The sequence below is a fragment of the Peptoniphilus lacrimalis DSM 7455 genome (assembly GCF_000378725.1).
In the GTDB taxonomy this organism is placed as follows: Bacteria; Bacillota; Clostridia; order Tissierellales; family Peptoniphilaceae; genus Peptoniphilus_A; species Peptoniphilus_A lacrimalis.
Map to the genome: position 1 here is coordinate 12,846 of NZ_KB900377.1, position 17,027 is coordinate 29,872.

Consider the following 17,027-nt stretch of genomic DNA (forward strand, 5'->3'; position numbering starts at 1 on the left):
AGGTAATTTCTGCATTTTGTCAAGATTTATCTACATAAAAGTTTGATTTTATAATATAAATTTATAAAAAATTTTTAACAAATAAAAATGAAGCTGATAAAAATAATTTCTTAACAGCTTCATTTCATTTAAAATAATCTTATTTACTCAAATTGTAGGTTATTTGTGCCATTTGGCAACGTTTAAATTTTCCCATTGGGTTAAATGTTCCATCATCGTTTCCATTTAAAATTCCAAAGTCTACCATTTCCTTAATGGCATCTTTAGCCCATGACGGAATTTTATCTTTGTCTTTAAAATCAATATTCTTATCCAAACTCTTTAAATCTATTTTTATAGATTTTAAGAATCTATATAACATAGTCGTCATCTCTGCTCTTGATATAGGTTTATCAGGTGAAAATTTTCCATTTCCCGTACCCGCTGTAATATTATTTTCCTTAGCCCAAGCAACAAAAGGTGCATAATACATATTTTTATCTATATCTGTGAAAGATGTTTTTGCATTTGATTCTTTTGCTCCTGCAAATCTAGCTAGAACTGTTATAAATTCTCCCCTTGTTATTTGTTTTTCAGGCTCGAATTTTTGGTCTTTTACTATATCTTTAAAATAGCCCTTAGACAAACAATATTCAATTGCTTCTTTTGCCCAATGCTTTTGAGCATCCTTTGGTATAGTATAGGCAGTCTTAGTATTTTCACTAAATTTATTATTTTCTTCACTGCTATTTACAATACTATTAACTTTAGAAGTGTCTTTTTGAACTTTAGATTCATTTGACCAAGGTAAATAATGATTTTTATTGTTGTTTCCACCATCATTATTTTCAGGTTTTATTTCTGGACTTGGTTTTAATTCAATCTCAGGTTCCACTTTTGGTCCAGGAGTTGGAATTTTATCCTTCCAAATAGCTTTTATCTGCGTATCTGAATTAATTATAATTTCTTCCCCAGGTGATTTTCTTTGACCATTTATTTCCCATGCATCAAATTCTTTTCCCTCTGCAGGAATAAAAGTAGATATAGGCAAAATATACTTTTGGTCTTTATCTTTTTCAATTGTATTCATTTCGCCAGTTCCACCATTTCCTATAAATGAAATTGTAAATTTTTTAATTTCTTTTTCCCATTTTGCATAAATACTTGTATCGCTTATAATTTTTGAATTAAAATCAAAATTTTCTTTGCAAGCACTATCTTTATACCAACCCTTAAAAATATATCCATCTTTTGTTGGATCTGTCTTCGGTTTTTTTACATTTTCAGCCCAAATTGGAGTAACTTTTATTACTTGATCATCTACTTTACTTCCATCAAATGTTTCAAATTTTACTCTTGAAATAATTTCTGTCGTGTATATTGCATTCATGAAATTATCATCTGCTAATGCTATATGAAGTCTTAAATCCTTATATCCTCTTGCACAAATAATTATTTCATCATCCCTATTAAAGAAGAAGTTAGAATTAAATACAATACTTGTCATATCTTTTTTGGTTTTTCCTATTCCATCTGAGACTACATATTTTCCATACTCTTTTGTAAGGAGATATTTTTTTATAATTTTACCATCGTGCTTTATTGTTATAAGATTAATCGCATCAATATATGCCCTATCATCTTTTTTGTATCCAATAAAATGTTTACAATTTTCTTTTGTATATGAGGGGTCATCTGACTTAACTTCTGTTAAGATTGGTTCTACGGGGTCTTTTGTTTTTTCAAGCTTTTGTGTCCAAAGTGCTTTAAGTGTAATATTTTCACTCAAAACTAATTCTTCTCCAGGATATTTTCTTTGACCATTTATTTCCCATGCATCAAATTCCTTGCCTTGTGGTGGTGTAAATTTGCTTTCAGGAATAATAAACTTTTCATTTTCAAGCTTACTTTCATCTGGCATTTCACCTTGTCCGGCATTTGAATCATAGTGTATAGTAATATTATTTGTTGCTATTTTTTTCCATATAGCTTTAATAGTCACATCGTTATTGATTTGATATTTATGACCGACTTCACTTTCATCTCCCAAATACTCCCAAGCCTTAAATTCATATCCTATTGGAGGAGTTATTGTGCATTCTGGCAATGAATAAATAGTTCCATTTTCAACCTCAACATCTTTCATATTGTTGGTTCCACCATTGGCATCAAAATGAATTATACGCACTATTTTTTGCCCTTCAACATTTGCACTAAGTGTATAATAAATGTCATTGCCAACGTCTGCAACATTTAATATTTTTATAAGAACATTTTTATACTTGCTAGAAATAATTGTAATCGTGTCATCTTTATCAAGCTTTGAGTTAAATGGGAAAGCTAATTTTTTATTTGCATTCCCCATAAAATCTGTTGAATCAATTCCTTTTGCACCTGTAATTTCTTGTGTTTTTCCCTTATGTTTTACAATAACTTTTTCAATAGATTTTAAATATTCATCAGACTCAGTTTCATTTTTATAAGTGATAAAATGTTCAAAATTTGTTACATTGGTTTGACCCATCAAAGGATATGGCATTACTGGTTCAAGTTTTTCTTTATTTTCTGGCAATTTATCTTTCCATAGAGCCTTTATCTTTGTGTCTTTATCTACAACAATAGATTCTTTTGCTAGTTTTTTTGTGCCTTCAATTTCCCAAGCTTCAAATTCTTTGCCTTCTGGAGCGGTAAATGTGCATTCCGGTAAAGTATATTCTTTTCCTTTTTCTACCTTTACATCTGCCATGCTTCCATTTCCATCACCTTTATCAAATGAAATAGTAATCATTTCTTTTAGTTCTTCAATAGATGAGCTTATACCATATAAAATTGAATCTTTCGCATTTTTTGCATAAGTTATTTTTATAACAACATTTTTGTATTTGTTTGAAACAATTGTAATTGTGTCGTCCTTGTCTAGTCCTGAACTAAATTTAAATACCAATCTCTTGATCGGTTCTTCAAGGTAGTCTTTTCCATCTACTATATTTTTCTCAGTAACAACTGTTTCTTTTCCATCGTGGCTTACAATTAGCTTATCAATTGAATTTATATATTCTTCAGCATTTACATCTTTATATGATATATAGTGTGTGTAACTCGGAAGTTCTGCCATATTTTTTGCAGGTATAGGTTTTATTGGTTCAAGTTTTTCTTTATTTTCTGGCAATTTATCTTTCCATAGAGCCTTTATCTTTGTGTCTTTATTTACAACAATAGATTCATTTGCTTGTTTTTTTGTACTTTCAATTTCCCAAGCTTCAAATTCTTTGCCTTCTGGAGCTGTGAATGTGCATTTCGGTAAAGTATATTCTTTTCCTTTTTCTACCTTAACATCTGCCATGTTGCCATTTCCATCACCTTTATCAAATGATATAGTGCATTTTTCCTTATTTTCCTTGTCGCTACACTCTTCTACTTTTGCACCAATCATATAAGTTCCCTTTGTATCTGGCACATCCCAAGCATCATTAAACATTTGATAGGACATTGTATTTTCTTTATTATTATCTATTCCAAGAGCAAGATTACCATCAAGCTTTGTAAAAGCTATATAATAATCTCCCCAAACTTGAACATTAGAAACATCAATTTTATTCCATCCCTCTTTTTCAAAAGTTAAATCTTTTGAGAACAGAATTTTACCTGGAAGTTCATCATCATCATTTTTGTCATAAATAGAAATTCTGTATTTACTTCCTTTTAAATCAACATCTTTTGTTTTGGTGATGAAGTATGAAATTTCCTTTATCTGTGCAATCTTGTCATTTGTAATTTTATTGGCAAAAGCCCTGTTTTTTAAATCCATTCCGGCAAGTTCTAAAGGAGTTACATCTGTATAACCAACACTTGATTCTTTTTGTGGAAAGATCTTTTCATGAAGTCTTGCATTAAAAGGTCTACTATGGTCATCTAATGTGAAATCTTGTTCTATTTTTTTATATCCATCACTATTTACAATAAATTTATACTCTCCTGGATATAAATTTTCAAATGTAACATTTACACCCTCTTTTTCAGCAATAGGTGCAATTTCACCTTTTTTATAAAGAGTAACTTTTCCTAATCCCTTAAATTTTTCAAAATTTTCACCTTCAAGATTAACAGTAACAGAAGCCCCTCCTGCTTTTTCAAGGTATATATCCTTATTTAGTCCATCTTTTTTTAATGTTATATAATCATGCTCACTATTTTTGTATCCATCAGCACTTCCTACGATAAGATAATCACCAACTGGAAGTTTAATAGAAAATGCACCTGTCCCTGGTTCTGTTTGAACAGTTGCTATAACTTTTTCTAGTGAAATCTGTTCTGCAATAATAATCTTTCCAGAAAGTGGTAAAACTGATTTATTTTCACTAGCTGGTCTCTCAAGATTTGTAAGTTTAAAAGGAGCTGGATTTTTATCAATAACTATATTTTTATCCTCTAAATTTTTTGAGTTAATAGTAACATCATCAATATACCATCCGCCTGATTGTTCCGGAGCTGATGAACCCATATCACTACCTGTGTCAAGTAAAAATTTAACTTTAAAATCTTTCACAAGATAATCTTTTGGAATTTCAACTTTATTAGTAAACCAAGAATTTTTTATTCCAACTTTTTCAAGATTTTTTTCATCAAGTGTGTAAAATTTTTCCCAAGTTTTGCCGGAATCTTTTGAAAAATAAACTTCTCCTATATCTTGGTTATAGGTATCATAATCATCGCTATATCTTTTTCCACTAGAACCAAACCAATTTTGATAATAAAGAGTTCCATCTGATAAACTTGAAAGGTCCATACTTGGAGAAACAAGTGCATATTTTGTTTTAGGGCTCCTATAATCATTCATATTAGTTGCCCACATATTCATACCGTCATTTTTGCCTAAAGATTGTTTTTCGATAGGTTTTTTGTATTGTGTACTATATTGATCTCCATATTTTAAGTTTCCAAATTCCCATAAACTTTTTTCATCGCCATTTATTGAACTTGTCCAGCCTTCTTCTCCATTTTCAAAATCAAAACTCTTAAATTCTTTACCTTCTGTGAAAGTAACTGATTTTATTTCAGATGGTTCACTTTTATTGTCCCCAATTTTGGAAACTGCATAATAGTAGTAAGTTCCTTTTTGGGGCTTGGGTGTATCCGATAAATCTATAGAATATTTTCCGAAACCATTATTTTTATCACCCTTTAAAACAGTTTTTATACATTCAAAACCTGAATTTTCTGATTTCGACCTATAAAGTTCATATGCTGTAACTTTATCATTTTTTATAGGCGAAAATGAATAAACTATTCTACCATCTTTTTTATTACGTAAATTTAAAGACTTGCTAGGCTTTTCAGGAACTTCTTTTGATACTTCTTCAACTTTTAAGTCATCAATATACCAGCCTTTACCTTCACTTTTCCATTCACCATTTGGTCTAAAACCGAACATTATACAAATTTTTTTGCCAGAATATTCTGATAAGTCAATATATTCATTAGTCCATCCTTTTGAAGAATTTTTATAAGTTCTTTTTAATTTCCATTGCAATGTATCTGGATCGCTATCTTCTTTTGCTTGTGCAATCCAAATCTCTGCAGTATCAAAAAATGCATTTTCAGAATTTCCTAAATCATACCAATGTTTAAAAGTTAAAGCGGCCTTTCTATTTTCACCTGTCAAATCAATTGGCGGCATAACAGCAATAGAGTTTCCCCTAATCTTATCGTAAGGTTCTATTCCAATAACTTTATTATTCGCTTCGTCGTTTTTAATCTTTCCCCATTTAAAAAGTTTTGCCTCTCCACCAAAATCAAAACCAGAAATATCTGATTCAAAATCATTCACATATCCAATCCCTATTCCTTTTTGAACTTCAAAAGGATAGACAGGAGTTTTTGTGACTTTATCATTAATGTCACTAACTTCAATGTAATATTTTCCAGCAGATAGACCTTTGAAAGTTTCAACAGGAATATTTGTTGAATAATAGCCGTCAACTTTATTTCCTCTTTTTAGTTCTAAATCGTATGATTTATAACCATTTCCTAAGTCTAATAAAAGTTTTACAGATTTAACTCCCGTATTGTCTTTGGCATCAACATCAAATGTTGTTTTATAAGTTGTAAAAATTTTATTGATTGGATTGTGTGAAATTACAGGCGCTTGTGTGTCTTGCCCATGAGCAAGAAGTCTACCTGATAATATTGCTATATTATCCTTTTTAATGTCTTTTCCTTTTTCTTGACCCATTGCAAGTTGAACAGCACTAACAGCATTAACTTTTCCATAACCATAACCATTGTTTGGTGTTGTTGTGTAATATTCATCTTTTAATGGAAGGGCAGTTTCATTTAATATATTTTCAATTTGGTCTACAGTTAAATTTGGATTAACTTGAAGCATAAGAGCAATAACACCTGTTACGTGTGGAGCTGCCATAGAAGTTCCAGTATAAATTGTATATTTTTCTCCAGGAATACAAGATAAAATATTAACTCCAGGTGCAACAATATCAGGCTTAATTTTATTTGTATAACTTGACTTACCTCTTAAAGAAAACTTTGCAATATGTTCATCTTTTCTTATTGCTCCAACTGCATAACTTTCAGGATAGGCCCCTGGAGTACCGATTGAATCATCTCCACCATCATTAAAGGGTCCAACATTTCCAGCTGAAAACACAGGAAAGATTCCTGCTTCTCTCCATTTTTTAACAATTTCTTGGAAAAATCCATCATTTGAATTTCCACCCCAAGAATTATTTACAACTTTTGGTGCCTTTGTTGGATCACCATTTGGTGCCATAATCCATTCTCCAGCCTTTAATAGTTTTACATTATCTGTTTCGCCGTCTTGATCAAAAACTTTTACACCAATCCACTTTGCTTTTGGTGCAACCCCTAACAAAGCATTTTCCTTTGAGCCTAAAATAGTACCGCAAACATGAGTTCCATGTCCTCTGTCATCATAGGGTTTTTCTTGTGAACCATCCTTACCATTAATAGTGTTATACCATGAATAGGCTGCAAGAGAAGAATCATTTCCCCTGTAATTTTTACTTATTGCACTGTGAGTAGAGTCAACTCCTGAATCAATAATTCCTACAACAACTTCGTTATTACAATCTTTGGTATATCTTTGAGCTTTATATGCATTAATAGCCTTTAAATTCCATGGAATATGCATATCATATACAGATCTTGACATTCTTATTTTTTCATTTTTTTCCGGCTTTTCTACTTTAATGACCTTATTTTCAATAATTTTTTCTACATCATCTCTTTTTGCAAGCTCCACTATTACAGATTTTCTAGCTACAAGATTTACACAGTTAATTATAAAAAATGATTCGTAAGACTTCACATTTCCCTTGTTCTTTTCATTTTTCAAAATCTCTAAAATTGATGCTTGAGAGCTTTTTGCAAGTTCTTTAGATTCATTTACAATTTCTTTTCTGATTTCTTTTTGTAACTCCTCTTTAGATTTTTCTGCATTCGCATTTTTAACATCATTTTTAATTCTTTGGGAATTTACTTCCTTCTTTAATTTAACTATTACATCAAAAAATTCATCATTTTTTGATCTTATTAAATTTTCGCTTAGCTTTTTACTTATATCCTCAGAACTTTTGCTAATTGCAAGAACTGGAATAAAATCCGTAAAAAGAATAGCAGTAAATAGAATAATTGCTAATATTTTATTTAATTTTTTCATGAATACCTCCTTTATTTAGCAAAATCGTTATCATTTTATCATAATTAATAATCGTTATCAATAATTACATTTTATTTGTAATCTTTTGACATATTATTTATAAAAAAACGCAAATCTCACATTTAAAAGCTTTTTAAGAGAATTATTATATACAAAAAATAGCACTATATGTTATTTCTTAACCACAGGCCTAAAATAACGTATAAGTGCTATTTAAAAAATTTATTTAGTTTTTATTTTATATAGAAAAATAAATATCTGTAATAAAATTTATTTTTCTTCTATTATTTTTGTTTTTTCGCTTTCGATTTTTGTATTTTCAAGAGGAGTCTTAAACTGAGCTTCCTTCATATATTTTTCAACAGATCTTTTAACTTTTCCTAAGGCTGCAATAGTACCAACTCCGGCAATACATCCTCCAGGACAAGCCATTCCTTCCAAAAGATAGCCGTTTAATTTTCCTGCTTTAGCAATTTTAAGCATCTTTATACATTCATCAAGACTATTTGCCCCTTGTATATTGATTTCCTTTTCTGGTTCCAAAATTTCAGCAGTAACTTTAACAGATTGGGCTACACCACCTGCTATAGGATATCCACGACCTAGTGCAGATGATTCTTCTTCTTCATTTTCAAATTCAATAGAAGAAATATCAATATCTTTTGCTGCGAGCATTCCCATAACTTCTTCAAATGTTACAACAAAATCAACATCACTCTTAACTTTTGTATCTAGAGCTTCAAGTTTTTTAGAAGTACAAGGACCAATAAATACAACTACTGCTTCTGGGTCAATTTTCTTGATATAATTTGCAGTATATCTCATTGGTGAGCCTGAGTCGGAAACTTGTTCATAAATTTCCGGGAAATTCTTTTTAATCATCAATGACCACGAATAACAGCACGATGTTCCCATAAATGGAATTTTATCAGGAACTCTTTCCAAATATTCTTTTGCTTCATGAAGTGTTGTAATATCAGCACCTAATGCAACTTCAATTACATCTTTAAAACCAAGTTGTTTTATCCCTTCAAGAATTTGCATAGGCTTAGCCTTTGGACCAAATTGTCCTATATATGACGGTGCTATTGCTCCATAAATTCTTTTGCCTGATTTAATAGCCTTAATTAATTGGAAAATTTGTGTCTTGTCAGATATTGCTCCAAAAGGACAAGTTGCAATACATCTTCCACAAGCAACACACTTATCTTGGTCGATATCTGCTCTATCAAAATCATCAGAACCTATAGCCTTAACTCCACAAACAGCGGCACAAGGTCTATCATACATGACTATAGCATTATATGGACAAGCTTCATGACATCTTCCACATCTTATACATTTATCTTTATCAATAATTGTAGAGTCCTTACCCATTGATATTGCATTTACAGGGCATACATTTATACATGGATGCGCAATACATTTTCTACAATTGTTAGTTACAAAATATGATTTAGTAGGACAAGCTTCGCAAGCAAATTTGATTACATTTATTAAAGGTTTTGTATAAGCATTTGTATCAATATCAACTTGGTCAAATCCATCAGTTACTTTTTTATATTCCCCAATTTGACGGATATCCATACCCATGGCCAGTCTAACCATTTCTTCTGCTATAGCTCTTTCTCTAAATATATCTCCCCTATCTCTTCCTACTTCACCTGGAACAATTCTATAAGAAGAATCTTCGAGTTCAGACATATCATAATCACCAAAGGCAATTCTTGCGACCTCAGCATATACCCTCCTACGTATATCCACTATTGGACCGTAAATCTCTTTCATTGTCTTTTTTCCCCCCTCAAGTTAAATTTTTAATTTATTTACAATAATCTCGCTTATTTCTTGGGCAGTCGCATTGGTGTATATGGTATCATCTATGGCTACAACAGGCGAAATTTCAGAATCAGTATTTTCTTTGCATATTCCGAGAGAATCGGAAGCTTCAAATTCTAAGTTTTGAGCATTACAAAATTCAGAACCCGGTGCGCATAAACTTTCGTGTAAGTACTCGACTGCATCAAATATTGCGTTTGCACCCATTAGTGTGCATTTAGAACACATACATATTGTTACTTTCATGACAATCTCCTTTCTTATTGATAGGATAACATATTTTAACCTTAAAATATATAGATTTTAAAATTTTCTTTTAAAATTTTTCCATATAAAATTTATTATTATAAATAATAATATTTTTAATATTTTTTATAAAAAGAAAAAAATTTTCTCAAATCCCAATAAATCAAAACTTAGAAGCCCTGCCTATTAGATTAAGAAAATTTATCAAGTTAAAATATATGGCAAAATATTAATAGTAGAACAAAATTACCTTCATCTTATTGACATAAAAAATTAATTTTTTTATTATTTATTTGCCATCGTAAATATTTTTATGTGCAATTCTTGAAGCTGTAGCTGCAGCAAGTGCAGCAACAATATCATCTGCAAAGGTGGTTACTATGTCCTTAGATTTCATTTCATCAAGATATTTTATTATGCCAATTTTTTTCTTATCTAAATATCCAAAATTAGTAAAGCCAATTGATCCGTAACAATTTACAATGCCAAGTGGCAACACTTCATCAATTCCATAAAGTCCTTCATCTACAGAAATTATTGATTGAATTGGTTCTGGCAGTAATTTTTCTGTTGCCATTTTATCTATTGCAAGACCTGTTAAAACTGCATGAATAACTTCTCTTTTGTGCAAAACCATTTTAAGATTTTCAAGAGCGTATTCATGTGTCAAGCTAGGCAGATAATCCTTTTGTAGCATTAAAACAATTTCTGCAATATCATCTAAACTAACTCCAATTTCTTCTAATTTCTTTATAGACATTTCATATAATTCTTCCATATTATATTTATACATATTTCACCTCTTATTTCCTCTTGTTACAGGCTTTTTATATATCCAAAAACCTCTTTTAAATTTTTTTGCCTTCTTCTCAATTTTTTTAAATTCCTTTAAATACAATGTGTCTGGTTCAAAAGTATAAGTTCTTGCCAAACCTTTTTTTAACATTATTGCCGACACATTAAGTTCCTCTATATTTTTAAAGTTTTTCTTTTTAGGTTTCTTTAGCCAAACGTATCTCAAATATCTGCCATATTTATCCTTATCGGAAGTGTCTTTCTCCAAATAGCAGTATTTATTTTCCATAAGTTTTTGTGCATATGATTTAGATTCTTTCCAATACTTTTCTTTGCCCTTTTCAGGTGCGTTTATGCCTATCAATCTTACTTTAAAATTGGAATCATCTGAACTTGTAGCTCTTATAGTATCACCATCAATGACCTTAGTAACATAGACCTTATCAAAGCTTGAACTTGTGCTCTTATAAAAATATAGAAAAAGTAAAACAAAAATTGTTAAAAAGATATATTTTAATTTATCTTTCATACCTTTTTCTCGTATTTCTCATGTATCTTTGTCTTTTACTTATCTTTTCCCTAGAAATTCTTATGCTTAACCCATAAATAAATGTGGGAGCAAGAGTAGCTATAGCTACAGTTAATAAATTATAAGGTATATTTAAAACTTTAATCACATATATTTGCGGTGTTAAAAATATTTCAAAAGGAAATTTAAAAGCATTTGAGGCAACACTTTCCTTGAAAATATCAAAGCCACTTGCTAAAAATGCAGGTACGAATAAAATTATTGCTAATAAAATTATTAAATTACCATTTAGGTAGTCAAGTTTTGGTGTTCTTTTTTTGGTCATAATCTTGGAAAAATTATAATATAAAATAATTGGTATAAGGCAAATTATTAGTCTAAAAATTATGTTGCCATATACTATTGAGCTGACAATTTTTGATAAGTTAATTATATAGGCTATAAAAAATATTATTATACCTACAAAAATATGAATAATAAGCCCTCTAGTATTATTTCTCATTTAATCACCTTTAACTATATATTTTTCTGCACCAGGTGTATATTTAATATTCATCTGATTATCAATCCATATAATTTTACTGTCTGTTTTTTCTGCAAGTTTACTAATATCTTTTTCATCAGATAAAAATGCTGCAGTTGATATAAAATCGCACAAGCCGGAATCTTTTAAAATAACTGTAGTAGATTTTAAATTATCGCTTGGTCTTAAAGTTACGGGGTCTATTATGTGTGGGTACCTCTTGCCATCTAAATCAAAAAATCTTTGGTAATCACCGCTAGTTACAATTGAAATATCAGTAGCTTCAAGGGCAGCAAACACTTGATTTTCATCATTTAGATCAGGATTTTGAATGCCTATAGAAAATTTATCTCTTCCGTCAAGTGGTTTTCCTATTAACTTTACATTTCCGCCAGCTGATATAAGGGCAGATTTTACCCCTCTTGTTCTCAATTCTTCCCCAACAATTTCTGTAGCATATCCTTTGGCTACTGAGCCTAAATCAAGGGACATATGGGGATCTTCAAGATAAACCGTATTGTTATGTTCATCTAATATAATTTTATTAATATCGGTATATTTTCTTAAAGTTTCCAAATATTTTTGGTCTGGAAGATAATTACCCATCAATTTTTTAACTTCTTCCTTTGTTTTTCCTTCTATATATTTATCGCTATAAGCTTTCCATACATCAATAATTGGACCCATGGCAATATTATTTTTTGAAGAAATTTTAATGTAATCTTCTTTTGATGTTTTAATAAGATTAAATAGAGTATCATCTACCTTAACTGGTTTTTTGCCAGCATTATCATTTATAGTTTTTACATTAATTACCCCATCATAAGATTTGTATCTGTCAAAAAGAGCATTTAATTCCCTAAATCTCTTAGCTAGATAATTCAAATCTTCATTTGCTTTTTTTTCATCATCAGAATAAATAACTGCACTTATTACAGTATCAAAAGTATCATAAAAAGTTAACTCATACTTTTCAATACTAGCCGCCTCTTTTTCTTGTGAGGGTGCCAAATCTTTTTTAGAGCAAGAAGTAAATAATAAAATAAATATAATTAATATAATAAATTTTTTCATAAGTTCACCTTTACTATCATAACACCCCTGCTCTTGCCTTTACAAGTATATCATTATTAAAACTTTCTATAAGTTTTCCAACAGCTTCTTGAGGATCAGTGTTATTTTTTATAATTTCATCAGAAAACTCCCTATATAAATTCTCTCTTTTTTCTCTGAGCTTATATAAGTCTTTTTTATAGGATGGCTGAATTCCACTTAAAATTAGCTTATCTGTATCCCTATCTATATAATAAACAAAAGAATTATCTTTTAGAATTTCTAGATTTTCCTTTCTTTCAACTATACCTCCACCTGTAGAAATTACTCCATATTTATTTTTTGAAAATTTTCTTAAAATTTCACTTTCAATATCCCTAAATTTACTAAGACCTTCTCTTATTATAAATTCTTCAGGACTTCCATATAAGTTTTCAAATTCCTTGTCAGTGTCAAAAAAATCTCTTTTTAATTTTTTTGATAAAATTTCTCCTAGAGTTGTTTTGCCACAACCTGGCATCCCTATCAAGACTATATTTTTATCCAAATAAGCAAAAAGTTTTTCTTGCATATGCTTAGAATTTTTAAATATTTCCCTATAAATATTTTCAATATTTTTTTTATATAAATCGGGAAAAGATTTTGCTATCTCATCTTCTCTTTTTAAATTTTCAATTTCTAACTTATTAATTTTTTTATATGAGCCAATTTTTATTGACAAATCAAATCTTTCTATTAAAAGATCTACGATTTTTTCATCTATTAAATCTATTTTTTCTCTAAATTCTTTCACTTTTTATCAAATCCAATACACAAAGTCCAGCCATGGACTCTACAACTGGCAAAGCCCTCAATCCAATACATGGATCGTGCCTTCCCTTTATAACTATCTCTTCATTTTTTTTACTTATTAAATTAACAGTTTTTTGCTTCTTTCCTATACTTGCCGGTGCTTTAAAATGTATTTTAAAAACAATATCCATACCATTTGTGATTCCGCCTTGAATACCACCGCAATTATTGGTTTTTGTCTTTATTTGCCCGTCATCATAATAAAAACTATCATTGTTTTCAGAAGCCTTACTGATACTTGCATCAAAACCACTGCCAAATTCCATGCCGCAAGTTCCTGGGATAGAAAAAATATAAGAACTTATTTTAGCTCTTGCGTTATCAAAAAGATTTGAACCATATCCAGCTTTAAGTCCCTTAACTACACAAGTAACTGTAGATCCTATTGAATCTTCTTGACTCATTAATCTTTGCAAGAAAATTTTTACTTGTTCAATTTTTTTATCATCAGCCATAGGAATATCTTTTTTCATTAAATTTTTAAAATCACAAGTAGAAATATCTCTATAAGATATATCACAAATATTTCCAACACTTGATAAATGTGAATAAATTTCCACACCATAATCTTCTTTTAATTCTTGTAATGAAAAAAATCCACCAACACAAATAGGAGCTGTTAGTCTACCTGAAAAATGACCCCCACCCCTTAAATCTGCATGTCCTTTATATTTAATATTTGCCACAAAATCTGCATGAGAAGGTCTTGGAGTATTTATTAAATTATCATAATCTGAAGAGTTTTGATTTTTATTTTCTATAATAAAAGCAAGAGGTGTGCCCATAGTTTTATTTTCAGAAAATCCAGACAGAAATATAACCTTATCCAATTCGTGCCTTTTACTTTTAAATTCTCCCTTTGCCCTTCTCCTATCCATAAAGCTTTCCAAATCTTCTAGATTTATTAGAAGTCCCGGCTTAATATTATCTAAAACTCCACCGATACATTTCCCATGACTTTCGCCAAAAATGGTGAATTTGAGATTTTTACCTATAACAGACAAAATTACCTCCTAATTTTTTAAAATCTTCAAAAAAATTCTTATAAGATTTTTCAACAGCTTGCGCCCCATCTATTATAATTTCTTCCTTAGCAAAAGTAGATGCTAGACAAGCTGCCATAACAATCCTGTGGTCATTAAAGGAATTTACATGACCACCTTTAATTTTTCCTGTAATTTCTAATGAATCTCCTACTATTTTCCCATCAGCACCTAAATCATTAATCATTTTACAAAGGGAAAAAAGTCTGTCGCTTTCTTTAAATCTCAACCTCTTTGCATTTATTAGTCTTGATTTCTCAGTACTTGCTGCAAGTATTACGCACAGAACTGGTGCTAAATCAGGTATATTTTTTATATCAATTTCCATTGACCTTATATCAGCTTTTGAATTTTCCAAGATATTATCTTCTGTAAAAATTTTTGAGCCGAACTTTTTTGCTATAGTCAAAATTTCCTTGTCACCTTGAAGACTATCAATATTTAAGCCCCTAATCTTTACCTTTGATCCAAGTAGATTTGCTCCAATAAAAACTGACGCATTAGACCAATCTCCTTCTACATATAATTTACCAGGAGATTTGAGATTTCCTCCCTTTATTTTGTAAGAGTTTTCCATTTTTTTCACATCTATACAAAATTTTTTTAATTCATTTATAGTTAAATCAACATAAGGTTTAGACTCTAAATTTGATTTTAAAATAATTTGACTTTCAAAGGGAGATTTACTTGCAACAAGTAAAATTCCTGATATATATTGGCTGGAAATATCTCCTCTGAAGGTAAATTTCCCACCCTTAAAATATCCTCTTGCTTCTAGGGGAAGATGATTTTGACTGAATGAAAAATTATTCTTTTCAAGCTCTTCAATTAGTTCTTTAAGGGGTCTTTTAGAAAGACTTTCTGAGCCTATATATTTTACATTTTCTCCATAAAAATTTCCTATTGCCAATAAAAACCTTAATGATGAGCCAGAATCCTTAAAATCTATTTGAGGATTTTTAACATCGACTCTGTCTTTAATTAAAAATGAATTTTCTTTTCTTTCTATAACAAAGCCTAGATTTTCCAAAGCTTTTACTGTTACTAATATATCATCAGAAAAATTATTTAAAAAAATTTCTGTCTTTTCCTCACATAAAGCTCCAAGAATTAAATCCCTATGTCCTTGGCTCTTTGAAGATATTGCATCAATATCTCCCTCAAGTTTTCCCGGTTTTATTTTAACTTTCATAGAATTTCCTCATAAATTTTTAGCATATTTTCATAAGAAATTTGCCCTTTTGCTGAATTTTTAGAATAATAAGAAAAGGTATAAAAAGATCCAAAAAGTGGTGATAAAATTCTTGTCATCTTTCCAAAATCTCCCATTGCCATAATTATTAATTTCTTATCCGTTTTCTTTCTAAATTCATCAGTAGCATTTAGTATTCTTAGCGAATCCTCATAGGAATTAGACCAAGTTATATATTTTATAATATTAAAATTTAGCTTATCCATATCTTCTAAAGTATTTATAATATTCATAAAATCTGGAGTATTTTCAAAATTATGTAAAGAAAGAAGGCTTAACTTATTGTAATCTCTAATTAAAGTATTCATATCTTTTAAGAAGTCTTTACTACTATTAAATTCAATATCATAAATAGAAAAAATATCATTATCTAGTAGATTTTTTATAAGAATTTCTTGATAATTTTGCTTGAAAATTCCATTTCCCCCTTGGCCCTTAGACCTTAATGTGAAAATTAAATCTTTATCTGATAAAATTTCTTTAATTTTTTTGGATATTTCAAGGGTTCTATTGATATCCTTATAATTATTATAACAATCTGCACGCCACTCTATTGTATTTACCTTTAATTTGCTGAGATTTTGACAATCTTTTAAAATCTCAGCATCATCTCTACTAACTATAGGCAAAATTATTTGAAAATTACTTTTTTTTATATTCATAGCTTTGTTAAAATATCATAAATATTTGGATCCAAAACTGCTATTGTTACATCCATATCTTCTTTTTTTAAAAATTCTCTTATGGTATCAACAGCAATTTTGCAAGCTTCTTTAAGAGGGTAACCGTAAATACCTGCTGAAATCAAGGGGAAAGCTATAGATTTTATAGAATGTTTTTTTGCAAGTTTCAAAGAATTAATATAAGCATTTCTTAAAAATTCTTCTTCTCCACTCAATCCATCTCTGTAAATAGGTCCCACTGCATGAATTATGTACTTACTGGGAAGATTATATGCACTTGTTATTACAGCTTGTCCAGTTTTAATGGGTCCTAGTTTCTTACAATCCATTTCAAGACTTTTAGATTTAGCACCTTGAAATATTGCACCACATACACCTCCACCTGGAAAAAGCTCTTTATTTGCAGCATTAACTATCGCATCAACATCCATCTTTACTAAATTTTCTAATTTTATATTTAAAGACATAAGCTCCTCCTTGTAAATTTATTTGATAAAAACTCCCTCAATCTAATCTCACATAGATGAGCCTTTTAGA

At 29.7% G+C, this 17,027-nt stretch carries 12 protein-coding genes; all 12 read right to left on the bottom strand.

Annotated elements, in window-relative coordinates; genetic code table 11:
• Window positions 1-139 precede the first annotated feature (139 nt).
• On the bottom strand, window positions 140-7,675 hold the full coding sequence (locus F594_RS09335) for a S8 family serine peptidase (protein ID WP_019035241.1): 7,536 nt from the start codon (window positions 7,673-7,675) through the stop codon (window positions 140-142).
• Between the two features lie 270 nt (window positions 7,676-7,945).
• Window positions 7,946-9,463 carry a 4Fe-4S dicluster domain-containing protein gene (locus F594_RS0108290; protein WP_019035242.1) on the bottom strand — a complete coding sequence of 506 codons (1,518 nt, stop codon included), beginning with the start codon at window positions 9,461-9,463 and terminating at the stop codon, window positions 7,946-7,948.
• A gap of 21 nt (window positions 9,464-9,484) precedes the next feature.
• Window positions 9,485-9,760, bottom strand: a complete 276-nt coding sequence (locus F594_RS0108295; RefSeq protein WP_004825989.1) for a (2Fe-2S) ferredoxin domain-containing protein — start codon at window positions 9,758-9,760, stop codon at window positions 9,485-9,487.
• Between the two features lie 289 nt (window positions 9,761-10,049).
• Window positions 10,050-10,553, bottom strand: coding sequence for a phosphatidylglycerophosphatase A family protein (locus tag F594_RS0108300; protein WP_019035243.1), 504 nt, complete (start codon window positions 10,551-10,553; stop codon window positions 10,050-10,052).
• Between the two features lie 3 nt (window positions 10,554-10,556).
• Window positions 10,557-11,084: a thermonuclease family protein gene (locus F594_RS0108305; protein ID WP_019035244.1), complete on the bottom strand. Its 528-nt coding sequence runs from the start codon at window positions 11,082-11,084 to the stop codon at window positions 10,557-10,559.
• Complete coding sequence (locus F594_RS0108310) at window positions 11,074-11,586, bottom strand: hypothetical protein (protein WP_009345892.1); 513 nt, start codon at window positions 11,584-11,586, stop codon at window positions 11,074-11,076. Before F594_RS0108310 ends, F594_RS0108305 begins: the two co-directional genes overlap by 11 nt.
• A complete protein-coding gene (locus F594_RS0108315) occupies window positions 11,587-12,681 on the bottom strand; it encodes an FAD:protein FMN transferase (RefSeq protein WP_019035245.1) in 1,095 nt (364 codons plus the stop codon).
• Window positions 12,682-12,697: 16 nt separating this feature from the next.
• Window positions 12,698-13,453 carry a shikimate kinase gene (locus F594_RS0108320; RefSeq protein WP_019035246.1) on the bottom strand — a complete coding sequence of 252 codons (756 nt, stop codon included), beginning with the start codon at window positions 13,451-13,453 and terminating at the stop codon, window positions 12,698-12,700.
• Entirely contained in the window at window positions 13,440-14,516 is a 1,077-nt protein-coding gene (gene aroC, locus F594_RS0108325; RefSeq protein WP_019035247.1) for a chorismate synthase, read from the bottom strand. The genes F594_RS0108320 and aroC overlap by 14 nt, the downstream gene beginning before the upstream one ends.
• The gene (gene aroA / locus F594_RS0108330; RefSeq protein WP_019035248.1) at window positions 14,500-15,747 is read right to left on the bottom strand and encodes a 3-phosphoshikimate 1-carboxyvinyltransferase; all 1,248 of its coding nucleotides are present in this window, start codon (window positions 15,745-15,747) and stop codon (window positions 14,500-14,502) included. Before aroA ends, aroC begins: the two co-directional genes overlap by 17 nt.
• Window positions 15,744-16,469: a type I 3-dehydroquinate dehydratase gene (gene aroD, locus F594_RS0108335; RefSeq protein ID WP_019035249.1), complete on the bottom strand. Its 726-nt coding sequence runs from the start codon at window positions 16,467-16,469 to the stop codon at window positions 15,744-15,746. Before aroD ends, aroA begins: the two co-directional genes overlap by 4 nt.
• Entirely contained in the window at window positions 16,466-16,957 is a 492-nt protein-coding gene (locus F594_RS0108340) for a macro domain-containing protein (RefSeq protein WP_019035250.1), read from the bottom strand. Before F594_RS0108340 ends, aroD begins: the two co-directional genes overlap by 4 nt.
• Between the last annotated feature and the right edge of the window lie 70 nt (window positions 16,958-17,027).